Here is a 24,293-nt window from a genome sequence, read left to right as displayed (position 1 = left end):
TTCTGCTTTCTGACTGAGGGTTGCAGATCTAGCTTCTTGTTGTACTGGTCAATAGCTTGACCATTTGGTTATACCCTACAGTATAGAAAATCAACAGTTGTTCGCCTAGTAAAGAATGAAGCGAAGTACTGACTTCGCTTCATTCTTTTGACTATGCCGCGCCAGAAACCTCCGTTAAGCGGTTTTCTTCAACGGCATGACAAGCAATCAAGTGGGCCTCATCGGTAGTACGAAGTACCGGCCCTTCCGTACGACAACGATCGTTTGCATACTGACAACGTCCATGGAAAGCACAACCACTTGGTGGATTCAGTGGTGATGGCAGCTCCCCTTTTAGCTTAATACGCTGACGGCGTTTATCACTCGATAGCTGTGGCGTACTGGACAGGAGAGCCTGAGTATATGGGTGTTTTGGGTTAGTGAAGACTTCCTCACAAGTACCGTGCTCGACCACTTTACCGAGGTACATCACCATCACTTCATCGGCGATGTGCTCTACCACAGATAAATCATGAGAGATAAACACATAGCTCAAGCCAAACTCTTGTTGCAGATCCATCATCAGGTTAAGAACCTGCGCTTGCACTGACACATCCAGAGCTGACACCGGCTCATCAGCCACTATCACTTCAGGATCTAACATCAAACCACGGGCAATGGCGATACGCTGACGCTGGCCACCTGAGAACATATGCGGATAACGATCATAGTGCTCTGGCTTCAGACCTACCTTGGACATCATTTCCATGGCTTTGGCCTTGCGCTCCGATTTGCTTAGATTGGTATTAATTACCAACGGTTCTTCCAAGATCGAGCCAATTTTCTTACGAGGGTTTAAAGAACCATAAGGGTTTTGGAAAATGATTTGGATTTTCTGGCGCAACTCTTTTTGCTGCTCTTTCGATAAAGCCAGTAAATCCTCACCAAGGAAGTTCAACTGACCATCGGTCGGCGTTTCGATCATGGTCAGCATTCGACCTAGCGTCGATTTACCACAACCTGATTCCCCCACTACCGCTAAGGTTTTGCCTTTCTCAAGGGTAAAGCTTACTCCATCCACCGCTTTCACTGTCGCATCAGGCTTTAAAAAGCCTTGTTTCACTTCATAGTGCTGCTTCAGATTATGGGCGTTTAAAACAAGTTCTTGGCTCATGCGGCTGGCCTCCCCTGTGCGTTCAGTGGTGTATGACATTTCACTTGGCGTTCTAACGGCCCTTGGCTAGTAGGCTCCACATTACGGCAATGATCCGTTGCATAAGGACAACGGGGACTTAGCAAACATCCCTTTGGTCGATCGTATTGACCAGGCACCACACCAGGCAGCGCTTCTAAACGTGCTTTACCAGCTGCGGATTCAGGCAATGACGCCAGCAAAGCTTGTGTGTAAGGGTGTTGCGGTGCGCTAAACACTTCACTCGCAGGACCACTTTCAACGATTTGACCGGCATACATCACGATCACCCGATGGGCCACTTCGGCCACCAGTGCTAAATCGTGAGTGATCAATACCAAGCCCATTTGCTTTTGTTCTTGTAGGTCAATCAGCAAATCAATAATCTGAGCTTGAATGGTCACGTCCAAGGCCGTTGTCGGCTCATCGGCAATCAAAAGTTTAGGATTACAAGCGATCGCAATCGCGATCATTACCCGCTGACTCATACCACCTGACAGTTGATGCGGATAAGCACTTAAACGCGTTTCAGGCGCAGGGATACCAACCAGAGTTAACAACTCAATGGCGCGATTTTTCAGCTCTTTTTTAGTACCACCTTGGTGGGTTTTGAGCGCTTCAATGATCTGATAACCCACTGTAAAACACGGATTTAGACTGGTCATTGGATCTTGGAAGATCATCGCAATATCAGAACCGGTGATTTTGCGACGTTGCGCTTCAGGCATGGACAACAGGTCCTGATCCATAAAGGTCAGTTCATCGGCACTGACCTTCCCTGGGTAATCAATCAAGCCCATTAACGACAGTGAGCTGACACTTTTACCTGAGCCTGACTCACCTACGATGCCTAACACTTCCCCTTCGTTGACGCTGTAGCTAATTTGATCCACAGCGCGGAAATTACCAAAGGTAACGGATAGATTTTCTAACTTAAGTAATGACATATTGCGCTCCTACTGCTTCAACTTCGGATCCAGTGCATCACGCAAGCCGTCACCCATTAGGTTAAACGCCAATACGGTCAACAAGATCATCAGACCTGGGAAGGTTACTACCCACCATGCGCGCTGAACGAACTGCAATGCGTCCGCCAACATGCTGCCCCATTCAGGGGTTGGAGGTTGTGCACCTAAGCCAAGGAAGCCCAGCGCTGCCATGTCTAAGATGGCAGTTGAAAAGCCTAAGGTCGCTTGTACGATCAGTGGCGCGACACAGTTAGGCAGAATACAAACAAACATCAAGCGTAGCGGACTTGCGCCAATCACCCGGGAAGAGGTGACGTAATCTCGAGACATTTCCGCCATAGTCGCCGCACGGGTCAAACGTACATAGTGCGGCAGTGAGACAATCGAGATTGCTAACGCCGCGTTAACAATACTGGGGCCCAAGATCGCAACAATCGCAATCGCTAACAGCAAGCTTGGCATCGCTAGCATGATGTCCACCACTCGCATGATGATGGTATCCACCACACCTTTGCAGTAACCCGCCACAAGACCAAGCAAAATCCCCATTAATAAAGAAGCGGTTACCGCGACCAAACCAACGGATAGTGACAAACGAGCGCCGTGGATAATACGCGACAGAATGTCTCGACCCACATCGTCAGTACCTAAGACATAGGCCCAGTTGCCCCCTTCCATCCATGCTGGAGGAAGTAGTAATGCATCACGAGCTTGATCAGATGGCGAATGAGGGGCAACCACATCCGCGAACAAAGCCATCAAACAGATGATAATGATGAACACCAAACCGCTGACCGCGCCTTTGTTGCCCTTAAAGTAGTGCCAGAATTCTTGTAACGGTGTACGTGGTGCTGGCGCTTGTAATGTTTCAGTCGTCATAGCGCCTCCTTAACGGCTGTGTCGAATACGTGGGTTAACAATGCCGTAGGCAATGTCTACCAATAGGTTGACCACAATGATGATCGTGGCCACGATCAAGATCCCCCCTTGCACTACTGGGTAATCACGTCGACCAATGGATTCAATCAACCATTTACCAATTCCCGGCCAAGCAAATACGGTTTCCGTCAGGATCGCACCGGAGAGCAAAATACCCACCTGCAGGCCAATGACTGTGATCACGGGAATCAGCGCGTTGCGTAACGCATGGATGATAATCACGCGCCATGGGGCAATACCTTTAGCACGCGCTGTACGAATGTAATCCTCGCTTAGCACTTCCAACATGGACGAGCGCGTCATACGTGCAATCACCGCCATAGGAATGGTGCCTAGAACAATACTTGGCAAGATAAGGTGCGCTATTGCAGAAGAAAATGCCCCTTCTTCGCCGGACAGAATCGAATCAATCAACATAAAGCCCGTGACATCATCGATCCAATACACTACATCGATGCGTCCCGATACTGGCGTCCAACCGAGATTTACAGAGAAGATCAACATGAGCAATAACGCCCACCAGAAGATCGGCATGGAATAGCCCGTCAAAGAAAAGGTCATCACCGAGTGATCAAACAAGGTGCCGCGCTTCACCGCGGCAATCATGCCTGCCGGTAAGCCAATCAGAATGGCAAAAATCGCCGCACAAAATGCCAACTCGATTGTGGCTGGAAACAAGGTTAAGAACTCGCTTAATACAGGCTCTTTCGTTACGAGTGAATTACCTAAGTCACCCTGTAATACACCGGTGACGTAGTGAAAATATTGCACATATAAGGGCTGATCAAAGCCAAGTTGCGCGCTGAGTTCGGCGTGACGCTCTGCACTGACACCGCGTTCACCAGCCATTACCTCAATCGGGTCACCTGGGATCAAACGGATAAGCGTGAACGTCAGCAAGGTGATTCCGATAAACGTCGGAATGACTAAACTTAATCGACGAAAAATAAATTGGAACATAGATGACTAGCTCTCTTAATGGGGAGAACCAAGCTGGCGGTTAGCCCACTTGATTTAGCAGAGGTAGGCGGCTTCCACGACCGCCTAACTCTGTAGTGCTCGCGGCGCCAATGATGTTCATCGACACCGCGCTTTTGATTACTTCTCTAGACTTACGTTGTAGAAGTAGTGACCACCTAGTGGGTCAATTTTGTAGCCTTTCACTTCCTTACGGATTGGCTCGTATACCACTGAGTGGGCAACGGTAATCCAAGGCGCTTCACGCTTGAAGACTTGCTGAGCTTCTTCGTAGAACTTAGTACGTTCCGCTTTTACAGACGTTTTCTTCGCATCCAGCAGCAAGTTATTGAACTCTTCGTTACACCATTGCGCACGGTTAGAGCCACCTACGCCATCACAGCCAAGAAGAACATACATGAAGTTATCTGGGTCACCGTTATCACCCGTCCAACCTAGCAATACGGTATCGTGTTCACCTTTCTTAGAGCGGTTTAGGTATTCACCCCATTCGTAAGAAACGATCTCGGCATCGACACCCACTTTTTTCCAATCTTCTTGGATGATCTCAGCCATACGGCGAGCATTCGGGTTGTAAGGACGCTGAACTGGCATCGCCCAGATGTTCGTTTTGAAACCGTTCTCGTAGCCTGCTTCTTTGAGTAGCTCTTTCGCTTTCACAGGATCGTACGAGTAATCTTTCACGTCATTGTTGTAAGACCACATAGTCGGTGGAATTGGGTTTTTCGCCACTTTACCCGCACCTTGGAATACCGCATCAATGATGGCGTTTTTGTTGGTTGCGTAGTTTAGCGCTTGGCGAACTTTGGTATCGGTAAACGGAGCTTTTTCCGTATTGAATGCCAAGTAACCGACGTTTAGACCTTCTTGGCTCATCAAGTTGATGTCGCTATCTGCTTGCATTTGCTCAAGGTCAGCAGGGTTTGGATAAGGCATCACATGACACTCACCTGCTTTTAGCTTAGCGTAACGAACCGACGCATCTGGCGTGATAGAGAAGACTAGGCGATCGATGTCCGCTTTACCTTTCCAGTATTCTTTAAACGCTGTGTAGCGGATCAAAGAGTCTTTTTGGTACTGAACCTTTTGGAATGGACCTGTGCCAACAGGGTTGATATCCAACTGCTCTGGCGTGCCTTTCTTCATTAGGTAATCCGCTTGTTCTGCGGAAAAAATCGATGCAAAGTCCATGGCTAAGTTTGCCACGAACGGAGCTTCAGGCTGGTTCAGAACAAACTTAACCGTGTAATCATCTACTTTAACGATGTCTTTGATTAAGTCCTGCATGCCCATACCGTTGAAGTATTCGTATGAGCCACCTGAAACAGTGTGGTAAGGGTGATTTTTATCCCACTGACGAGCAAAGGTAAAGATGACATCGTCTGCGTTGAAATCACGGCTTGGTTTAAAGTCCTTGGTGCTATGGAACTTGACGCCTTTGCGTAAATGGAAAGTGTATTCAAGACCGTCAGCCGACACATCGTAGCTTTCTGCTAGACCGGCTTCTGTTTCGGTTGTTCCTAGTTTGAACTCAACTAAGCGGTTGAACATGTTTTTCGAGCTGGCATCGAATGTTGTACCCGATGTGTAGAACGCTGGGTTAAAGCCTTCTGGGCTACCTTCTGAACAGTAGACCAACGTTGAAGCAGCCTGTGCAGACATTGACATGGCACCTGCAGCCATCAACGCAAGTGGTAAAGCGGCTAACCGTTTTTTCATCTTAACTCTCCATTTCGCATAATTATTTTCAAGTTCTGTTAAAACTCGCGACATCGGCTCAGGCATTTGGCCAAGCCAATGAAAGTGTTCTTTTGTGATGTCGTTGAATTCGGAGAACGAACTGAGATGTGTTAAAAGCGGCCTCACTCCAACAAGTCGTTGAGTGAGGCGGCTATTCCTCTTCCTTGAGGCCCCCTACACGTTTTCGCGAAACCTGTAAAAAGTTCGCAAAAACAGCGTATTTGAAGAGTACTGAAGCGATTTAGAATAACCAATCGAAATAACGATATGCTCTATACGCAATGCGTATAGAGATCTTAAATAGAAAAATTTTTATATAAAAATCAGACGTTTAAATTTTTGAAAGGCATGTTATTTTTTAAACAGCTAGCTTTAATAGTTAAATCAAACCCTGCTCAATTGCATACTTTGTGAGTCCCGCCAGTGTATGGATATCTAGCTTGTTCTTTAAGTTTTGACGGTGAGTTTCCACTGTTCGCACACTAATATTCAATCGTCTAGCCACTTCTTTATTCGCGTGACCAGAGGTTAACGCAATCAACACATCGAGCTCTCGTCGAGTGAGAGATTCATTGGCTGCCGGTGCAGGATCAAGAGACTTATCCGGCATGGTGAAAAGCGATTGAGAAGCGCCTGCACTAAAATACGTGCCACCTTGAAAGACTGTATCGATGGCCATGATGAGTTCATTAACTGACACATCTTTGAGCACGTAACCACTTGCTCCCGATTGCACGAGAGGTAATATGTATTCTCGATCATGATGCATACTCAGCATCAGCACTTTTATTTGAGGTAACTCTTCGTGAAAGCGCTTAGCCGCTTCGATTCCACCAAGTACCGGCATAGACACATCCATCAGTACGACATCTGGTGCCAATAACTGCGCTTTTTGCAACGCTTCCTCACCATTCTTAGCGGTGCCCATAATCTCAATGTGAGACTCAAGCTGTAACCGTGCAACCAAGCCGTCCAGCACCAACACATGATCATCTACTAATAAAACCTTGATATTAGGTCGGCTCATTTTGTCCTCCAGACATAGCTATTTCACTGGGCACTAGAGCCCGAACAGTGGTGCCTAATTCCGCTTCACTGTGGATAGAAAATTCCCCTTCAATCAGCGCCAAACGCTCGCGCATATTGAATACCCCAATTCCATTCACTTTATCCCGAGGGTTAAAACCACAGCCATCGTCTCTACATTCAAAGTGTAACGCATCTTTTTGTAGCCAGATTTTCAAAGAAACGTGTTGCGCATTGGAGTGCTTTTCGATGTTGGTTAAACACTCTTGTGACAAGCGATACAGGGTAATTTCTACCTCCTCAGCTAACTCATCGAGATTTGGCATGAGCTGATATTGGACATGAATCTGTGTTCGCTCTGAGAACTGCTCCAACAGACCTATCAAGGCGGCCTCTAAACCTAAATCATCTAATAAAGTCGGTCGCAAGTTATGAGAGATTTGTCGTACTTCCTGGATCGTTTGTTCAATTACATGTTCAGCCTGCTGCAAATCCGCTTCGATCGTGTCATGTTGTATCCCCTTACGAAGTTTATTTGCCACCAGCTCAATACGAAACTTACTCGAAACTAGTAATTGATTAATACCATCGTGGAGCTCTCTGGAGAATTTGCGGCGCTCGCTGATTTGTAAGCGAATGAAACGCTTAATTAACTTCTTTAACCGAACATCTGCTAGACGGTGTTCTCGTAAATTAATAAATAATCCCAACAACAAAACCACAACAACTGTTAGACCCAATACAAACAAAACTGTAAATAAGCTGTTGGAGATGTTTTTGTTCATCGCATTTTGTGCAGCCTCAAGATCCCGATATATATCATCAAGATAGATACCCGTACCCATCATCCATCCCCAAGGCTCGATTAATACAACATAACTAAGCTTGTCTTCTTGAATCAGTTGCGGTGGTTTCTCCCAAATATAGCGATGAAACCCACCTCCCGACTTAGCCGCTTGAATTAAGTTCTTAATAAGAAAGTCTCCCTCCTTATCTTGAAACTCTAATAAGTTTTGTCCGACAAAATCAGGCTGCGTTGGGTGAACTAAATTCACCCCATCTAACGTGTAAGCAAAAAAATAACCATCTTCATTATAGTGTAAGCCTGTTAATAAACGACGCACACGCTGTTTTGCTTGCTCAGTTGTTAAAGAAGGATTTTCAAGAATGGGACGAATGGCCGACATGGCAATGGCAACATTGTCTTTTAAAGCTTGCTTACGGGTTTCAATCATACGTTGCTCGTAGAGGGCTAGCTCTTGCTGAGTCAGCGACTGAGCATGAGTCACCCCGAGATAAGTAATGATAGCCGTTGCTAAAAGCAAAGGGATCACTGTCAGCAAAATGATTTTGCTTTTAAGTGTCATAGCAGGACCTAATTATTGTTGTTTTCCTGATCGTTATATGTCTTTCTTGGTACACAGAAATGCATCATGGCTAGAAAGATTGAAGGGAGGCAAAGCCTCCCTTTTATAGTCAATGTATCGTCTTCCCGTATGAAATGCTATTAGCCATTAGTCCATGCCATATAAACCCGGCAGCACCAATATACTTACTAACACAGCAATCTGAATCAGGATAAACGGTATCACACCGCGATAGATATCGAACGTTTTCACCGACCTAGGTGCGACCCCTTTTAAATAGAAGAGACTGAACCCAAATGGCGGTGTTAAGAATGACGTCTGTAAGTTCATCGCGATCAAAATAGCAAACCACACCATGTTGATCCCTAACGCTTCTGCAACAGGTGCTAAGATCGGCACGATAATGAAAGCAATCTCAACGAAATCGATAAAGAAGCCCAAAATCAAAATAGCGACCATTGCCAAGATGATGAAGCCCCATTTTTCACCAGGTAGATTCAACAACACTTCTTCAACAATGTAATCACCACCGGTGTAGCTAAACGCCATCGAGAATGCCGTCGCACCCATCAGGATAGCAAACACCATGGCCGTGACTTTAACGGTCTCTAACGCACTATCAAACAGCATTTTCCAGCTGAACTGACGGTAAATCAGAGACAGAATCACTGCACCCACACCGCCTAACGCAGATGACTCTGTTGGGGTAGCAATACCGGAAAAGATCGACCCCAATACAATCAATACAAGCGCCAAAGGTGGAACGATTGCTTTTAGCGCATCACGAATCTGCTCTGAGCGTGTTCCAAGAGACTCATCGTATGGGATCGCCGGCGCCAATTCAGGCTTAAGCCATGTGATTACCACGATGTATAAAATATAACACCCGATCAAAACTACGCCTGGGCCCAATGCTGCTTGGAACAAATCACCAACCGGAATACCTAGTACGTCCCCCAATATGATCAAGATAATAGATGGAGGAATGATTTGTCCTAAAGTACCTGACGCACAGATGGTGCCGCAGGCCAAAGACTTACTGTAATGATATTTCATCATGACCGGCAAAGAGATCAATCCCATTGCCACCACACTCGCGCCAACAACACCAGTGGAGGCTGCCAGCAATGAGCCTACCAAAATGGTAGAAATAGCCAGACCACCACGGACACTGCCAAATAGCTTACCCATGGCCTCAAGTAGTTGTTCAGCCAATCGAGTTTTCTGTAACACAATGCCCATGAAAATAAACAAAGGCACGGCCATCATCACCGTATTTTCCATATAACTTTGGATACGGAACGGCATGAAAGCGAACATATCCCAACCTTCAGCAAACACACCGAAAATCAGCGCCACCCCGCCAAAGGTAAATGCCACTGGGAAGCCAAATAAAAGCATCACCAGCGCCACGAAAAACATAATAATACCAATCATATAAACACCTATTGAGCGGCTAGTGTTGAATAGGTTCGTGATCGAACCCCTCGTTAGAAACGCCTCGAATAGCATTGATTGAGCGCAAGATCATTCCTAAACCACCAATCGCCATAGAGAAAAACGCTACTGGGATCGCTGATTTAATTATCCAACGAGCAGGTAAACCGCCTGGGTCACCACTGGTTTCACCCAACATATAAGCCTCTTTGGCAAAGTCCACACCGTACCAGCCCACAAGCAACGTAAAAGGAATCAAAAAGAGGATAGAACCGGCCAAATCAATCCATGCTTTGCCGCGCACACTCAAGCGCTCGTAGATCAAATCCACACGAACATGGCCACCAGTTTGCAAACCGAATGGAATACCGAGTAGGAAAATAGCGGAATACAAGTGCCACTCAAGCTCTTGCATACCAATCGAAACAGTATTGAAGGCGTAACGCATCAACACGTTATAGAACACATTGCACAGCAACAAAATCAGTAGCAGGGCAGACAGCTTACCCAACCAAAGAGAGTAACGTCCAAGCGTCTTTTCAAGAGAAACCAGAAACATAAAGAAAGCCCCAGGAAAAACAAATTCATCAAAAAAGGCAGGACATAGAGTCGTCCTGCCTTTTAAGAGGTTAGTCAGCTAGATTATCTAAGCTGTCTAGGTAAGCACGATCCGAGATATTGGTCCAAACACGCGCTTTGGCCATGTACTCAGCTTGAGAATCTAAGATCTCTTTCGCCAATGGATCAGCCGCTGCTTTTTCCGCTAGCAATTCTTCGTTGGCTTTGTACATTGCTTTCATCACGTCTTCAGGGAAGGATTTGACTTCGATATTTGGGAACTCTTTCTTCATCGTTGCCCAGTTTTCTGCACTTTCGTGGTAAGACTGAATGTACATATCGTAAGCCGATAGCTTCATAGCACTTTTCAAGATCGTTTGTAGATCTGCTGGTAAACGCTTGAAAGAACGTTCATTTACAAGGAATTGCAGCTCTGTTGCAGGCTCATGCCAGCCTGTGTAGTAGTAAGGTGCAATTTTGTGGAAGCCCATACGTAGGTCTAGTGAAGGTCCCACCCACTCCAAGGCATCAATTGTACGACGCTCAAGTGCCGTAAATAATTCACCTGAAGGAATGTTTGTTGGGCTAGCGCCCAGTTTTGCCATCACTTCACCCGCGAAGCCAGGAATACGCATTTTCAGACCTTGTAGGTCCTCTACTGAGTTGATCTCTTTCTGGAACCAACCGCCCATTTGGTTGCCAGTATTACCGCCTGGGAAAGAACGTAGGCCAAATTGGCTGTACACTTTGTCCGATAATGCTTGACCACCGCCGTAGTAGAACCAGCCGTATTGCTCCGGTGTTGTCATACCAAATGGCATCGTTGTGAAGTACAACGTATTCGGTACTTTGCCTTTCCAGTAATATGACGCAGAATGCCCTAGGTCGTATTGACCCGAGCGCACCATATCAAACACACCAAAAGGCGCTTTGTGTTTGTTTGCAGAGTCGATGGTGATTTTTAAGCGACCGTCTGACATTTCTTCTGCCAGTCTTGCCATTTCACGTGGCGCATCGCCAAAGATAGGAAAATTCGCGTTCCAAGTCTCCGCCATTTTAAGACGGTACACTTTGCCATCTGCAGCCACTGAATAGGATGCAGCGAAGGTAGAAACAGTGAGTGTTGCCACGGCAACAAGTTTAGATAGTTTTTGCAATGTCATTATTTTTATCCTGCCTATGGTTATTTTTATGGCACATGCCGAAGCACTGCCCCCATAATGGCGGAAAAACAGCCAATGACTCTATTCGTAAGATTACCGAAAACCCTACGTAATATTACTTAATCAAAACTCAGTATTAATACGTAGACACATTAGCAAAAGTCTATTTTTTTGACATAGAGCGGTGTTTGTCCAAATTTCATGCTAATTTGTTTTCTGCGCTCAGCGGGACTGGGTATACTGCGGCCACTTAACATTTCAACAAGACTAATTTGGATCGAGGAAAAACATAGTGAGTTCGCTGATCAAAATTTTCCATCGCAAACTTTTCGCTCTAATTGGTATGGTCGGCCTCACCACCATAATGAGCTCAACCGTCAACGCTATCGGCCAAAGCCCTGAAGAAATCACTGCACGCATTGCACCTGTTGGCAACGTGTGTATTGCTGGTGAAGAGTGTGAAGTCGCTGCTGCTGCCGTTGCTAGCAGTGATGGCCCTCGCTCAGGTGAAGCAATATACAATCAGTTCTGTACGGCATGCCATTCTGTTGGTGTTGCTGGCGCGCCAAAGTTTGGCGACGCGGGAGCATGGGCACCACGTGTAGCAAAAGGCTTCGACTCACTAATGAGCAATGCCATCAACGGACTCAATGCGATGCCTCCGCGCGGCACATGTACAACATGTAGCGACGAAGAGATCCAAGGTGCGATTGAGTACATGACTGAGAACAGCAAGTAATTCGCCTCTTTAAACAGACATAAAAAATGGAGACCGAGGTCTCCATTTTTTATGTCTGTGTTATACGAAAATTATGCTACGAAGCTCTATTCAACCAAAACTCAGAATCTTCCCAACGTTTCTCCTTGCTATAGATGGTGCGGCAAGTTTCCAGATATTCAGAGAATATACGCTCTAGATCACTCCGATATAACTCGATAGCTCCAGTCGTCGGCACTTTCTGTTGAGCCATAATAGCGATAGCTGCTTGACATCCAGATGAGATAGCAAAGCCGATTCCCATTGACGATATCGGGTCAAAGGCGCATGCCGCTTCTCCAACCGCGATAAAGTTATCAGGCCAATGCCCAAGTAACCTCTGAGAGCCGGCATTTCTTACCCACGGTTTTTCAGAGCACACTTTCGCCCCAGAGACATAGCGCTTTAGATGAGAAGTATCAGCAAGATAACTCAACCAAGGTTGAATTTTCCCTAAGTGTTCACTTGAAACGAGTCCCGCATCAGCAAATAGACTGACGACCATTTGATTGTTGGGCAAATGAGCACAATACCACCATCCGAATTCACAAGATTCCAACACGTGACCAAAAGGTTCTCCTGGTTCTTCTGGAGCAGATAGGAAACATCCCACTCCCACGAGGTTATCCTTTTTTTCTAACTCAATACCTAACTGACGAGCTATACTAGCGTTCCGCCCCGTGGCATCTACTAAATAATCGGCCAAAACATGAAATATTCCCTGCTCTGGATGGTGCAACTCAACAGACCAACGCTGGTCATCTGTTCGTATTACTGACTTTACTCGTGTTCTTGGTAATACCACACCGCCAAGATCCGATACCTTCTTAATCAGAGCAAGGTCAAACTCTTCTCGATCCAGTTGATAAGTCGTATCGTCTGCGGTAAACACACTTTCTCGTGTATTCGCTGAAGTACTCCCCCAATATGACACACCGTTAAAGCTTGGACGGCATGTTTCCCGGATAAACTCCTCATTACTGAGCTTCAGGTAATCTAGAAATTTAAATAATGTAGGTGATACCTGCTCACCAACACGAACGCGCCCTAAATCACTTTGCTCAACAACAAAAACAGCGCCTTCTTGTAATCCTGAATAATTCAATAGGCTCAAAGCAGTGGCGCAGCCCGATGGACCTGCGCCAACCACTAAAACCTCTGTTTCATGAACAGTGGCAGATGTCATTATTATCGTCTCATCCTTGTTCCTGAACGTGGTGCACCTAAGCCACCCGAAGCCACCGAAATTTTCTTAAAGGCTTTTTTCTCAAGTACCGATGCCAGCGCCGCACCTTTAGCACTCTTTGCTTTCATAGAAGATGTATCACCTTCAACATAAAACACTGGGATAGTGGTTTCATTATCATCAGGGTTGCCACTGATCGCCCCAACCCCCACTTCCTTAAAACCAAAAATTTCAGTATTCCGTTCGGTTTCAGTAAAGTAAGGGTACTTAGCATTGCCCGTATTAACATTACGAATAAAGGCTAAAGACCACCAATACTCAACCATCTGCACAAAGTTATTAATACCTCGGGCATAGTTCATCTGTTGTCCAGCAGGCAAGTTACCTGCTTTTTGTCCCTCAGCGGAAAGCTCTCCAGTTAGCACATCCCAAGGGCTTTGTGGCGGCCACCAATAAGAATAATACGTCGGCGGCAAAGGCGCTCCATCCACCTTGTTAACCGAAGGATTGGTGAAGTTGATGTATTGCACCGTACATTGGAAGAAATCTGCTTGCCATGGGCAGGCCATCCGCTTAGTAAGATCTCCCGGCTGACAACCACCACCTTCACATTCATCCCGTGATGGATCTAATCCCGTTGCGTTATAACCGTCTTTGCCTTTTTGATCTTTGATAACATAAGATGATTCGTAAATAGCGGGATTCTGGAGACTCCAAGTCACTTCAATGCCCGGACACATTGGCAGGCCAACACAGTTGCCAACACTGGCTTGATCCGACTGTGCGATAGGGTAAGGGGTGTAGTTTTCATTATCATCAAACATACCTTTTGCCCATTGAGACAACATGAAATGCTGCGTGTCATTTAATGCTAAAAACTTAACAATATTGGTATTACTCACCGAGTTACTACCTGAGTTAAGCGGCATCATTGGGAACAAACCACTTTGAGCATTCTCTTGAAATAAATACTGCTGCGACTGATCAGGTGTAGGATTTGATTTATCATTTGGCTCACGAAAATAGGAGAAGTATTGCTCTCTATTGCCGCGATTCTCATCACTGTTATCGCTGTAATCAAAATCATTGCTGGCAAACGCAGACATAGATTGAACGTTCGCAACCCATTGATAACCTTTAAAACGCTCTATAATCGGAAGGATATCGCGCTGATAATTCACTCGATAATCACTCTGAAAAACACCATCCGTATACAGCTCAGGTATTAAGTTAAATGCGCGAACGCCTACATCAAGCATGGTATCGCTTAAAGTAGAAATATTGACAATTTCAGGTGCAAAATCTGGAGAGCCAATAATGATCCATGCTTGTAGTGTTTGCGAAGGCGTACCGTCATTAAAGGTCACTTCACAATAAACAGGACCATCAGCAATATCATCATGCCAAGTATCTGAGCCACCATAGCTGGTCAGAGGTTCACTACCGCCAGCATGTCCAAAGCCCCCCAATACCACCAAACGACCTTGGTTATCCGTCATAAGTTCACCCAATGTCGTCACAGGTACACCATATTCGACTTCATCTGGTGGAAAAGTAGCAGGATAACCTTCAGGAACCGTGTTCTTGTCTATCACCAATTGCTGCTGCGCACCGGAGATCGTTCTTGGGCCGGGGTCAACAATAAGACTACGGCGATCTGTGGAACTAGCATTGCGAAACTCAACACCTCGGTTCTCATAGCTATTATCAGGGCCGTATAGCAAGTTCCCTTCCAGCTCACTGTACTGATACCATGCCGCTTTTTTGTTAGCCAGATGAACCGTCCATTCAATAGAAGCAACATTTGGAGACTCTAACGTCAGTTCAGTGCCATCTTCTTGAAAAATTTTAAATGGTTGTCCTTGGCGTTTTACCTGTCCTGTCTCATCTTTAAATTGGCTCACTGGGCCGAGCTGATTACCATATTGATCAGAGTCCCAAGGAAGACCACCAATAGTGGTAGGTGAAAGGTAAAATGATTGTGGGCTGTTACCTAAACGTCCCACACCTACAGAAGGATGTAATGCCAGCTTCATACTTACTCCATTTCCATTATAGTGATTAATGTCCATAAGCTCATCCCTGACCCATTAATAGATAAAAGTCATTTATGGCTTGAAATGAAGTATAGAAAGCAATGTTAAAATTAACAGGCCGGCTGAAAAATAAATTAGAATCGCTTACAGAGCTATGAATTCAACATGGCTTTTAGTGCAGACAATGAGGCTTTACCTTGCTCTTTCTTTTGCGCTTCACTTTCATCGCCACGCCCTTCCCAGACCAAGTCTTCTTCAGGTAACTCATCTAAAAAGCGACTCGGCAAGCAATCAATTTCTTCGCCAAACTGGCGTCTTTTGGCAGCCATCGTGATGCAAAGTGTGCGTTTCGCACGGGTAATCCCCACATAGGCGAGTCGACGCTCTTCTTCAATATCATCGTTTTCTATGCTGTTTCGATGTGGCAACAACTCTTCTTCACAACCGATGAGGAACACATGAGGATATTCCAGACCTTTGGAGGCATGCAGTGTCAGTAACTGAACCTTATCCTCATCCTCTTCTTCCTCTTGGCGCTCTAACATGTCGATCAGTAAAAGCTTCGAGATTGCATGGTCGAGGCCAGCATCGGCGTCTTCTTCCCACGCACTTTCCATCATGCGCTGAATAGACTCAATCAAAAAACGAACGTTTTCTATACGGCGTTCCGCCGCTTTCGGTGAGCTTGCCTGCTCTTGCAGCCAGCCAAAGTAATCCATGTCATGAATCATTTGTTCGATAACAGGAATGGGCGAACCTTTTTGCAAACGCTGACGTAGGTTTTGAATCCATGACTCAAATTCACGCAAGCGCAGTAATGGTTTGCCTGTTACGGTTTCATCTAACGCTTTATCGCCTGATGCCTCAAATAAGCTGACATGTAGCTGATTGGCTAGGTTTCCGACTTTCTCAAGGGTCGCAGGGCCGATCTCTCGGCGTGGCAAGTTAATCACTCGTAGGAATGCGTTATCGTCATCGGGGTTCACTAATAAACGCAGATACCCCATTAAGTCTTTAATCTCCGCACGTGAAAAGAACGACGAGCCCCCGTTCATTTTGTAGGGAATACGATAAGCCTGCAGCTTAATTTCAAGTAGACGTGCTTGGTGGTTACCACGATACAGAACGGCAAAATCTTGATAAGGAATATTATGTCGTAAATGACGGCTTTGTATCTCTGCGGCAACACGCTCAGATTCCGCGTCTTCATTACGTGTCACCATGACACGTATCGGATCACCGATCCCTAGATCAGACCATAGGGCTTTGTCATAAACGTGCGGGTTGTTCGCAATCAGCGTGTTCGCGGCTTTAAGAATCGTGCGTGTTGAGCGGTAGTTTTGCTCAAGCTTAACCAGCTTTAGATTTGGGTAATCGACCGATAAGCGCTCAAGGTTTTCAGGGCGTGCACCTCGCCAAGCATAGATTGACTGATCGTCATCTCCAACTAGGGTAAAACAGCGACGATCACCGGCCAAAATACGGATCAATTCATATTGGCTGGCATTAGTGTCCTGACACTCATCCACCAAAAGATAACGTACTTTACGCTGCCACTTTTCACGCAACAGTTGATCAGAAATCAGCAGACTGACCGGCAGCAAGATGAGATCATCAAAATCCACTGCATTGTAAGCCCGAATATAACGTTGATACTGACCGTATACCTGCGCTGCTAATTGCAGTTCTTCGGTGTCCGCTTGCGTAAGAGCTTCTTGGGGCGGTATCAGATCGTTCTTCCAGTTGGAAATCGTGTGCTGACAAAAGCCTGCAGCGTCCATTTGACCGTTGAACTCTTTATCAAGGATTTCTTTTACCAATGCGAGGGCATCTTGGGCATCAAACAGAGTAAAACCTTCTTTTAGACCTGCTTTACGAAACTCCTTACGGAGAATGTTTAAGCCCAAAGTGTGGAAAGTAGAAATGCTCAAGCCGCGACTTTCCTCTTTACTCAACATGCCAACCACACGCTCTTTCATCTCGCGTGCGGCTTTATTGGTAAAGGTTACGGCAACAATGTTGTTGGCTTTGAAACCACAAGTTTGAATCAAATAAGCGATCTTAGTGGTGATTACACTGGTTTTACCTGACCCCGCCCCAGCTAAAACCAGCAATGGTCCATCTATTTGCTTCACCGCCTCAAGCTGACGCTCGTTTAGAGTGCGCATACGCTGGGTTATAGAAGGGACTGACTGACTCATAGAAGGTTCACCGCGAGTTCGTTAAAGTACGCTAATTCTACACCAGTCAGTCCAATTGGTTTATGCCTTTACGGAAATATCAAAGCAAGATCCGATATGTTTTTCGGCAAGCGCTGCTGACAGTCGTACAACTGGCGCCCCGAAGGTGAGCTAAAATCATCGCTGCACGTTAACTGGTTTTGACTGACAAAATCATGCAACGCTTGCTCTTTGCCAATTAAATGAAAATGATTTAAACCTTCGATAGCTGAAGCATCGTTAATCAATTTTGCTTGCCCGTGACTATAAAACTGCCCAGAGAATGGACGCTCATTTAAATAAAATGTCGGTGCACCGTCTTTCACTTTCGAGAAGATAATTCGGTCACTGCGCGTATCTGCCTTACCTAAATTCAATACCAACATCATGATCATTAGCAACAAAGGTAAGACCATAGAAATACCAGAGAACCAATTCACATCACGCTTTTCAAACAGCATCGCCAATAACAAACCAAGCGCTGGAATACCTGGCAGAACATAAGCTGGAAGGATATTGCCCGCCATAGTGAAGAGGATCATCGGTGACAAAAGCCACAGCATTAAAAAGCTGAACAGGCCATTTTCTTCTTTCATCCATTGCGTCAATTTTAGGCGACGCAATACTAATAAGATTGGCAATACAAACGACCAGGGGAAAGCCGCCTGTAGCCAAAACCACCAAATCATGCCACGTGGTTCATCGTGTGCACTACCGTACAAATCTCCTTGCCACCCGCTGACAACGAAACGTTTGAAGTGTTCGCCCACAAGAAAATAATCAAGAAATCCCGGTGTCGCACGCTCAGCCATCAAATACCATGGTAGTGCCACCATCAACATCAAAAGGATGCCAGTGACGATTGGAAAGCGCTGCCATAACACTTTGAATGCCCCAACAAAACCATGTTGCAGCATCAGCCAAGGCATCACTGTTAAGCCCATCAAGACAAGTACCAATGGACCTTTTGCCAACAAGCCACAGGCAAGACCCAAAAAGCCTAAATACCCCCAAAGACGTTGTTTCTCACCACCTAACCAAGCAAAGTAAAACCCCATCATGGCCATCGTCAGTGATAACGTCAGTGCCATATCCGTCATCACCGCACCCGCAGAAATCGAGAAAATGCCACAGGTCGCCAAGACCAATGCCGTCACAAGAGGGTTAAAACCGAGTCGCTTTGACATCCATGCCATCAGCAAAATCGTCACCACACCAGCTAACCAGTGCGGTGCTCGCACAGCAAACTCACTTAGGCCAAAGGTTTTAATACCTAGGGCACTCATCCATGTAAACAGTGGTGGTTTTCCCCAAAACGGCACACCGTAATCAAATTGTGGGGTGAGCCAGTTTCCAGTTTCCACCATCAAGCGCGCCATCTCTCCGTAGCGGGCTTCAGTGGTATCCATCAAAGGATAAGTCGCCAATGAAATCAAACGCAGTAGCAAAGCAAATGCTAGGATCATCCATAAGTGGTTTTCGCGGTACTTAATCACGATGCATTCTCCACTACCCATGGCTTAACACTTGAAGTTTCTATCGCTGATGCACTTGCTTGTTGCTCCGAAACAGAATCCACCAAGTAAAGCGGGCGTTGTTTCACTTCGACAAAAATACGTCCGATGTACTCCCCTAACAATCCGATGGCTAAAAGCTGTACACCAGCCAAGGCCAGCATCGCCACCATCATGGACGGATACCCTGACACAGGATCACCGTAAGCCAGTGTTTTAAAAACAATCCAAGCGCCATAAATAAACGCCAAGGATGCGGTGGTAGCACCCGCGATGGTTGCCAAACGTAACGGGCGAATCGAGAAGGATGTCAAACCGTCCATTGCCAAGCCAAGCAACTTAAAGTAGTTCCATTTGGTTTCACCACAGAAACGCGCATCACGCTCAAACGTTAACGTGGTTTGCTTAAAGCCCGGCCAGCTAAACAACCCTTTCATATAACGGTTGCGCTCAGGCAGTTGATTGAGATGTCGCACTACACGGGCACTTAATAAACGAAAATCGCCAACGTTCTCTGGAATATCAAGCGCAGCCAAACGATTTAAAAGTTTATAAAACATGGCCGCAGAGGTTCGTTTTAGCCAACTCTCACCATGACGTGTGGAGCGTTTCATATTCACCACGTCTGCACCCGAACGCCAAGCTTCTAACATATCTGGGATGCATTCAGGTGGATCCTGCAAATCCGCATCGATCAAAATGACCGCTTCGCCTTTTGCATGTTCAAGCCCTGCACTCATGGCAGATTCTTTGCCAAAATTCCGACTCAGAGCAATACAACGAACCTGGCAGTTCAACGCATTAAAAGACCGAGCCAATACCAAAGACTGATCTGAGCTACCATCGTCTACATAAATAATTTCGCTATGAAAAGACAGGTTATCAAGTACCTGCGTTAGGCGACGGTGAAACTCAGGCAAGACCTCCTGCTCATTGAAAAATGGCACGATTACCGACAATGTTGGTATGGGGGCTATGCTTACTAAAGAAGTATGCGGCCCTTTCTTATCTTGTGGGGAATAATATAAAGACATAACTGGGTCAGTTCCTAACAATATCGAAGTGACGCCAGTCTAGGAAAACCTCTGTGAAGGACTTGTTATTAACGTTTTTTTCACGCTTTTTCGGGATAATGCCTATGGCTATAACGTTATTGGGAGAATGACTTTGCAACGTGTTTTACTCATCGAAGACAACCGAGAAATCGCAGAAATGCTGTTTGATTTTTTTGAGTGCAGTGGCCTGGAATTGGACTATGCAGACAATGGTGAGTTGGGGCTAAAACTTGCGCTAGAAAACACGTTCGACCTAATTTTACTCGACCTTATGCTGCCTCGCATTGATGGCATTACCTTATGTCGACGTTTACGGGAATCTGGCGATAACACTCCTATTTTGATGCTAACGGCGATGGACAGTCAAAAAGATGAAATCCAAGGGCTAAATGTTGGTGCTGACGACTACCTAACAAAGCCTTTTGATTTAGAAATTCTACAAGCACGGATGCAGGCTTTAATGCGCCGACACAGTGGCACGGTAGCAGCGAGTGACTTGCAATATGCAGATATTAACTTGAGCCAGAAGACAGGCAAAGCCTACCGTCAAGGAAAGCTATTAGTATTAACACCGACGACATTCACTATTTTGAAAATGTTAATCAGTGCGGCCCCTAATCTAGTCACCAAAGATGAAATCGCGTTTAAAATTTGGGGGGAAGAAAAGCCGAACAATGATGTTCTAAGAAGTCATATTTATCAGCTGCGCAGTCAGCTCGACAAACCCTTCGAAACGCAAATATTGAAGACACGCCCCAAAATTGGCTTCTACCTTGAGAGTGACGAATAATGCCTCCTTTTCTTCAGAATGCGAAAAGCATGACCGGCCGCTTGGCTTTATTTTTCATCGCTGTTTCCATCGTTGTTGGTGCGATTTGTTTGATTTTAATAAGTTTAGTCCTGACTTGGTCCGAAGACCGAGTGGGTGAACGCCGTATTATGATCGACAAACAAAGTGCAATGACTTACTTCCAAGAAACCCCTTGGGCCAATACCGTCAAGTTAGATCCTTTAACGACAGCCTACAATGGGCTGGCTAATGTGCCGGTCTACTTTCGAGAATTCTTAGAACATCAGCCTAACTATATTGGTGAAGCTGGCGAAGGCGAAAATTCTCGTATGCTATTTAGCACACATTTCATGCTAGATGGCGAGGAGCGCCAACTCGTTCTCATTTCTAGAATCGAAGAAATAGAGATTACTCATCATGAGTTTGTTAATGTCATGGCACTGGTGCTAGGGGTCGTCGCCCTTCTAATTGGAGCGTTTACCACACTTCTAACCCGTCTATCGAAGAGTCTGATACGCCCTATCAATCAGCTATGTGATCAACTAGAACAACACCAAGAAAACAGCCATAAAGCCTTTAGCGTCCCAAGAGGGTCAGCCAGAGAATTTCAGATGTTGGCAGCGACACTTAACCAATACAAAAATGACCTAAATAGTACGATAAAACGTGAGCAAGCGTTCGCTCGCTACGCAAGCCACGAACTTAGAACTCCGCTAACACTCATGAAAGGTTCCAGCAGCATGCTTGCTAAGCAGACAGAAACACCATTTGCCAAACGCCAAGTGGAGCGTATTCAACGAGCCACTGAGCAAATGTTAGTCATGGTTGATGCGCTACTGGGATTGGTGCGCTATGAAAAAAGCCAAGACAACGCTCCCGTTCGAACAATTGAGGCCAAGGAAATTGAGAGCTTAGTTCAAAAACATCAATCACAAGCTGACAGTAAACAACTCACTTTGACCTGTCAGATTTCAGGCTTCCCATCGACACGGGCAACACCTGCGGTTCTCGAAATGATTGTCGGCAACCTTATTCGTAATAGTATTGCGGCTTCCAAGCAAGGTATCATTAACATCACCATGCATGAAACCTATATTGAGGTGAGTGATGAAGGCGAGGGATTTGAGACGACCAAAACCAGTGACTCTGGCCATGGCTTGGGGCTACTCATTGTGGAAGATATTTGCCAACGCTATCACTGGCAATTTGTCATTAAGAACAGAGCTGAGGGTGGCTGTGTTGCCACCCTCACGATGCCCTCTGAACAATAAAGCTTTAAGCTTGAGCGTCTGTTTTAACTGGCTTTTTACTCCAGTAGCTAGCAATCAGAGAGCCTGAAATATTGTGCCATACACTGAAAATTGATCCAGGTAGCGCCGCAGCAGGCGTAAAGAATTTAACCGCCAATGCGGAAGCCAAGCCAGAGTTCTGCAAGCCAACTTCAAACGCAATGGTGCGACACACTTTCTTATCAAAACCAAGCGCATAAGTCACCCAGTAACCTAATGTCAGACCAATACCGTTATGCAAGATCACTGCTACGGCCACCAAAGCGCCCACAGCGGCAATTTTCTCCGAACTTAGCGCCACTACAATAGCGATAATAAAGACAATCGCAAACATGGAGACGTAGGGCAAAACAAACTCAGCTTTGCGCACTAATTGGTGAGCGAACGTATTAATCAACACCCCTAACGCCACTGGGACCAATACAATTTTCACCAAGCTGATCAACATAGATTGAACAGGGACGTCCACACTTGTACCAATCATAAGTGAAACCAATAGAGGCGTTAGCACTACCCCTAATAAGGTCGAAATAGCCGTCATAGAGATAGACAGAGCAGTATCCCCTTTTGCGAGGTAACACATCACGTTAGAAGACGTGCCACCGGCCACACTACCGACTAACAACATTCCTACGGTCAATTCACTATCAAAACCAAACATCGTTGCAATCAACAATGCGGTAATTGGCATAACTAAAAACTGCAGTAGAACACCGACGGCAACGGCTTTGCCATTTTTACCGACACGTTTAAAGTCACTGGCACTTAGGGTCAAGCCCATCGCCAACATAATGATCATCAACAAAGGTAAAATATACCCTTTAAAATCAATAAAAAAACTTGGTTGAATCATAGCTAAAGCGGACAACAATACCGCCCAAACTGGAAACAGTTGGATAATCATGAAGGGGTCTCCCAATCGTTATTATTAGAATCCAAGCAGCACCTTGGCCAAATGCCCCACAGCAGTACTACTGAGGGCCGCTAGTTTACAGACTGTTACATAACATCGACATTCATCTGATGATCTCTTCCCTGCTTTATCCTTAGTTCCTAAGTTAAAAACCAGTGGGCTGGCGGGTTCTGGCCAAAAAAAACGTTGAATCACCATATTGTAACTAATGTAATAATGATTTTTGCTTTCAAGCGCATATGAGAAACATTATCATATAATAAATTTATTTTACTAAGAGCCGTTTGATTATGCTGATGTCCAGGTTTAAACAACTAGGATTGCTTCTTTGTAGCGTTTTACTTGCTGCAAACGTACACGCTGTCACAGTCGAAGACAGTAAAGGCAGTTTTTCATTAGACTATGCGCCACAACGTATCGTGGTATTGGAATTCTCATTTGCAGACGCATTGGCTGCGGTAGGTATCACGCCCGTAGGTATTGCCGACGATAAAGACAAAAACCGTGTTTTACCAGAGGTTCGTGACATCATCGGCGATTGGCAGTCAGTCGGTACACGTTCACAACCTAGCCTAGAAGTGATCGCTTCGTTAAAACCAGATCTTATTATTGCCGATATTTCCAGACATGAAGCGGTCTACGATGATTTAAAGAAAATCGCACCAACATTGATTTTGCCATCACGTCGTGAGACTTATTCAGACAATCTAAAAGCGGCTGCCATCATCGGTAAAATCGTTGGCAAAGAACAGGCGATGCAAGAGCGACTCGCGCTTCACCGCGACAAGATGGCTAATATAGCTAAGCAACTTCCCAGCCAAGCCACCGTCCAATTTGGCGTGGCACGAGCAGATGCGCTGTTTCTCCATACCTCAGATTCTTATGCTGGTGGTGTTATCCAAGCTCTAGGCATGCAAACACCGCAATCGGATCGTGATGATTCAGCCTATCGTCAAACGAGTTTAGAGCAGCTGCTGGCGATTAACCCAAATTACTTCATTGTCGGTCATTACACAGAGCCAAGCATTGTCGATAAATGGCGCAAAGAGCCCTTATGGCAAGTGCTGCAAGCCGTTCAAAACAAGCATATTTACTCCGTCAATCCAAACGTTTGGTCTCGCTGTCGCGGCATTATGGCTGCAGAGCACATGGCAAAGGATCTGCTCGCTATATTTAACAAGTCTTAA

Annotated in this window: 20 protein-coding genes; 4 read left to right on the top strand and 16 right to left on the bottom strand. The window is 45.7% G+C overall.

Annotated features, from left to right (window positions below; genetic code table 11):
- Nucleotides 1-151 precede the first annotated feature (151 nt).
- The 10 genes from JHD44_RS00210 to JHD44_RS00165 all read right to left on the bottom strand — a co-directional run bounded on the left by JHD44_RS00210 (nucleotide 152) and on the right by JHD44_RS00165 (nucleotide 11,347).
- A complete protein-coding gene (locus JHD44_RS00210) occupies nucleotides 152-1,153 on the bottom strand; it encodes a peptide ABC transporter ATP-binding protein (RefSeq protein ID WP_325097017.1) in 1,002 nt (333 codons plus the stop codon).
- Nucleotides 1,150-2,118, bottom strand: coding sequence for a dipeptide ABC transporter ATP-binding protein (gene dppD / locus JHD44_RS00205; RefSeq protein WP_199459910.1), 969 nt, complete (start codon nucleotides 2,116-2,118; stop codon nucleotides 1,150-1,152). The genes JHD44_RS00210 and dppD overlap by 4 nt, the downstream gene beginning before the upstream one ends.
- 9 nt (nucleotides 2,119-2,127) lie before the next feature.
- Complete coding sequence (gene dppC / locus JHD44_RS00200; RefSeq protein ID WP_199459908.1) at nucleotides 2,128-3,018, bottom strand: dipeptide ABC transporter permease DppC; 891 nt, start codon at nucleotides 3,016-3,018, stop codon at nucleotides 2,128-2,130.
- Between the two features lie 9 nt (nucleotides 3,019-3,027).
- Nucleotides 3,028-4,038, bottom strand: coding sequence for an ABC transporter permease subunit (locus JHD44_RS00195; RefSeq protein ID WP_199459906.1), 1,011 nt, complete (start codon nucleotides 4,036-4,038; stop codon nucleotides 3,028-3,030).
- Between the two features lie 138 nt (nucleotides 4,039-4,176).
- On the bottom strand, nucleotides 4,177-5,775 hold the full coding sequence (locus JHD44_RS00190; protein WP_133562326.1) for an ABC transporter substrate-binding protein: 1,599 nt from the start codon (nucleotides 5,773-5,775) through the stop codon (nucleotides 4,177-4,179).
- A gap of 400 nt (nucleotides 5,776-6,175) precedes the next feature.
- Nucleotides 6,176-6,823: a response regulator transcription factor gene (locus JHD44_RS00185; protein ID WP_199459904.1), complete on the bottom strand. Its 648-nt coding sequence runs from the start codon at nucleotides 6,821-6,823 to the stop codon at nucleotides 6,176-6,178.
- Nucleotides 6,810-8,189, bottom strand: a complete 1,380-nt coding sequence (locus JHD44_RS00180; protein WP_199459902.1) for a cache domain-containing protein — start codon at nucleotides 8,187-8,189, stop codon at nucleotides 6,810-6,812. Before JHD44_RS00180 ends, JHD44_RS00185 begins: the two co-directional genes overlap by 14 nt.
- A 147-nt stretch (nucleotides 8,190-8,336) precedes the next feature.
- Nucleotides 8,337-9,626: a TRAP transporter large permease gene (locus tag JHD44_RS00175; RefSeq protein WP_199459900.1), complete on the bottom strand. Its 1,290-nt coding sequence runs from the start codon at nucleotides 9,624-9,626 to the stop codon at nucleotides 8,337-8,339.
- 19 nt (nucleotides 9,627-9,645) lie between these two features.
- Nucleotides 9,646-10,185, bottom strand: a complete 540-nt coding sequence (locus tag JHD44_RS00170; RefSeq protein ID WP_199459898.1) for a TRAP transporter small permease subunit — start codon at nucleotides 10,183-10,185, stop codon at nucleotides 9,646-9,648.
- 70 nt (nucleotides 10,186-10,255) lie between these two features.
- Nucleotides 10,256-11,347, bottom strand: coding sequence for a TRAP transporter substrate-binding protein (locus JHD44_RS00165; protein ID WP_199459896.1), 1,092 nt, complete (start codon nucleotides 11,345-11,347; stop codon nucleotides 10,256-10,258).
- 292 nt (nucleotides 11,348-11,639) lie between these two features.
- On the opposite strand from JHD44_RS00165, the gene JHD44_RS00160 reads away from it, so the two are divergent.
- On the top strand, nucleotides 11,640-12,086 hold the full coding sequence (locus tag JHD44_RS00160) for a cytochrome c5 family protein (RefSeq protein WP_325097016.1): 447 nt from the start codon (nucleotides 11,640-11,642) through the stop codon (nucleotides 12,084-12,086).
- A gap of 76 nt (nucleotides 12,087-12,162) precedes the next feature.
- On the opposite strand, the gene lodB is transcribed toward JHD44_RS00160, so the two are convergent.
- The 5 genes from lodB to JHD44_RS00135 form a co-directional block, all read right to left on the bottom strand.
- Complete coding sequence (lodB, locus tag JHD44_RS00155; RefSeq protein ID WP_199459894.1) at nucleotides 12,163-13,290, bottom strand: lysine-epsilon-oxidase maturase LodB; 1,128 nt, start codon at nucleotides 13,288-13,290, stop codon at nucleotides 12,163-12,165.
- Between the two features lie 2 nt (nucleotides 13,291-13,292).
- On the bottom strand, nucleotides 13,293-15,326 hold the full coding sequence (gene lodA, locus JHD44_RS00150) for a CTQ-dependent lysine 6-oxidase LodA (RefSeq protein WP_199459892.1): 2,034 nt from the start codon (nucleotides 15,324-15,326) through the stop codon (nucleotides 13,293-13,295).
- A gap of 152 nt (nucleotides 15,327-15,478) precedes the next feature.
- Complete coding sequence (rep, locus tag JHD44_RS00145) at nucleotides 15,479-17,527, bottom strand: DNA helicase Rep (protein WP_199459890.1); 2,049 nt, start codon at nucleotides 17,525-17,527, stop codon at nucleotides 15,479-15,481.
- A gap of 68 nt (nucleotides 17,528-17,595) precedes the next feature.
- Nucleotides 17,596-19,041: a glycosyltransferase family 39 protein gene (locus JHD44_RS00140; protein ID WP_325097015.1), complete on the bottom strand. Its 1,446-nt coding sequence runs from the start codon at nucleotides 19,039-19,041 to the stop codon at nucleotides 17,596-17,598.
- Complete coding sequence (locus JHD44_RS00135) at nucleotides 19,038-20,093, bottom strand: glycosyltransferase family 2 protein (protein ID WP_199459888.1); 1,056 nt, start codon at nucleotides 20,091-20,093, stop codon at nucleotides 19,038-19,040. Before JHD44_RS00135 ends, JHD44_RS00140 begins: the two co-directional genes overlap by 4 nt.
- 133 nt (nucleotides 20,094-20,226) lie before the next feature.
- On the opposite strand from JHD44_RS00135, the gene JHD44_RS00130 reads away from it, so the two are divergent.
- Both JHD44_RS00130 and JHD44_RS00125 read left to right on the top strand, forming a co-directional pair.
- Nucleotides 20,227-20,904, top strand: coding sequence for a response regulator transcription factor (locus JHD44_RS00130; RefSeq protein ID WP_233401526.1), 678 nt, complete (start codon nucleotides 20,227-20,229; stop codon nucleotides 20,902-20,904).
- Nucleotides 20,904-22,175: a sensor histidine kinase gene (locus tag JHD44_RS00125; protein ID WP_199459885.1), complete on the top strand. Its 1,272-nt coding sequence runs from the start codon at nucleotides 20,904-20,906 to the stop codon at nucleotides 22,173-22,175. Before JHD44_RS00130 ends, JHD44_RS00125 begins: the two co-directional genes overlap by 1 nt.
- Nucleotides 22,176-22,179: 4 nt before the next feature.
- Here JHD44_RS00125 and JHD44_RS00120 read toward each other — a convergent pair whose 3' ends face one another.
- Nucleotides 22,180-23,097: a bile acid:sodium symporter family protein gene (locus tag JHD44_RS00120; protein ID WP_199459883.1), complete on the bottom strand. Its 918-nt coding sequence runs from the start codon at nucleotides 23,095-23,097 to the stop codon at nucleotides 22,180-22,182.
- Nucleotides 23,098-23,396: 299 nt separating this feature from the next.
- Between JHD44_RS00120 and JHD44_RS00115 the strand changes: the two genes are divergently transcribed.
- Complete coding sequence (locus JHD44_RS00115) at nucleotides 23,397-24,293, top strand: Fe(3+) dicitrate ABC transporter substrate-binding protein (RefSeq protein WP_233401524.1); 897 nt, start codon at nucleotides 23,397-23,399, stop codon at nucleotides 24,291-24,293.

It is taken from the genome of Marinomonas ostreistagni (genome assembly GCF_016461785.1).
GTDB lineage: Bacteria > Pseudomonadota > Gammaproteobacteria > Pseudomonadales > Marinomonadaceae > Marinomonas > Marinomonas ostreistagni_A.
The sequence above is the reverse complement of the archived record's forward strand: the minus strand, read 5'-3'. Positions and strand labels throughout refer to the sequence as shown.

Excerpts from the sequence above, each read along its gene's own strand:
- JHD44_RS00185 (WP_199459904.1), bottom strand. The coding sequence starts at position 6,823 with ATGAGCCGACCTAATATCAAGGTTTTATTAGTAGATGATCATGTGTTG.
- JHD44_RS00180 (WP_199459902.1), bottom strand. The coding sequence starts at position 8,189 with ATGACACTTAAAAGCAAAATCATTTTGCTGACAGTGATCCCTTTGCTT.
- JHD44_RS00195 (WP_199459906.1), bottom strand. The coding sequence starts at position 4,038 with ATGTTCCAATTTATTTTTCGTCGATTAAGTTTAGTCATTCCGACGTTT.
- JHD44_RS00190 (WP_133562326.1), bottom strand. The coding sequence starts at position 5,775 with ATGAAAAAACGGTTAGCCGCTTTACCACTTGCGTTGATGGCTGCAGGT.
- JHD44_RS00125 (WP_199459885.1), top strand. The coding sequence starts at position 20,904 with ATGCCTCCTTTTCTTCAGAATGCGAAAAGCATGACCGGCCGCTTGGCT.
- JHD44_RS00115 (WP_233401524.1), top strand. The coding sequence starts at position 23,397 with ATGCTGATGTCCAGGTTTAAACAACTAGGATTGCTTCTTTGTAGCGTT.
- JHD44_RS00210 (WP_325097017.1), bottom strand. The coding sequence starts at position 1,153 with ATGAGCCAAGAACTTGTTTTAAACGCCCATAATCTGAAGCAGCACTAT.
- dppD (WP_199459910.1), bottom strand. The coding sequence starts at position 2,118 with ATGTCATTACTTAAGTTAGAAAATCTATCCGTTACCTTTGGTAATTTC.
- rep (WP_199459890.1), bottom strand. The coding sequence starts at position 17,527 with ATGAGTCAGTCAGTCCCTTCTATAACCCAGCGTATGCGCACTCTAAAC.
- JHD44_RS00170 (WP_199459898.1), bottom strand. The coding sequence starts at position 10,185 with ATGTTTCTGGTTTCTCTTGAAAAGACGCTTGGACGTTACTCTCTTTGG.
- JHD44_RS00165 (WP_199459896.1), bottom strand. The coding sequence starts at position 11,347 with ATGACATTGCAAAAACTATCTAAACTTGTTGCCGTGGCAACACTCACT.
- dppC (WP_199459908.1), bottom strand. The coding sequence starts at position 3,018 with ATGACGACTGAAACATTACAAGCGCCAGCACCACGTACACCGTTACAA.
- JHD44_RS00120 (WP_199459883.1), bottom strand. The coding sequence starts at position 23,097 with ATGATTATCCAACTGTTTCCAGTTTGGGCGGTATTGTTGTCCGCTTTA.
- lodA (WP_199459892.1), bottom strand. The coding sequence starts at position 15,326 with ATGAAGCTGGCATTACATCCTTCTGTAGGTGTGGGACGTTTAGGTAAC.
- lodB (WP_199459894.1), bottom strand. The coding sequence starts at position 13,290 with ATGACATCTGCCACTGTTCATGAAACAGAGGTTTTAGTGGTTGGCGCA.
- JHD44_RS00175 (WP_199459900.1), bottom strand. The coding sequence starts at position 9,626 with ATGATTGGTATTATTATGTTTTTCGTGGCGCTGGTGATGCTTTTATTT.
- JHD44_RS00135 (WP_199459888.1), bottom strand. The coding sequence starts at position 20,093 with ATGTCTTTATATTATTCCCCACAAGATAAGAAAGGGCCGCATACTTCT.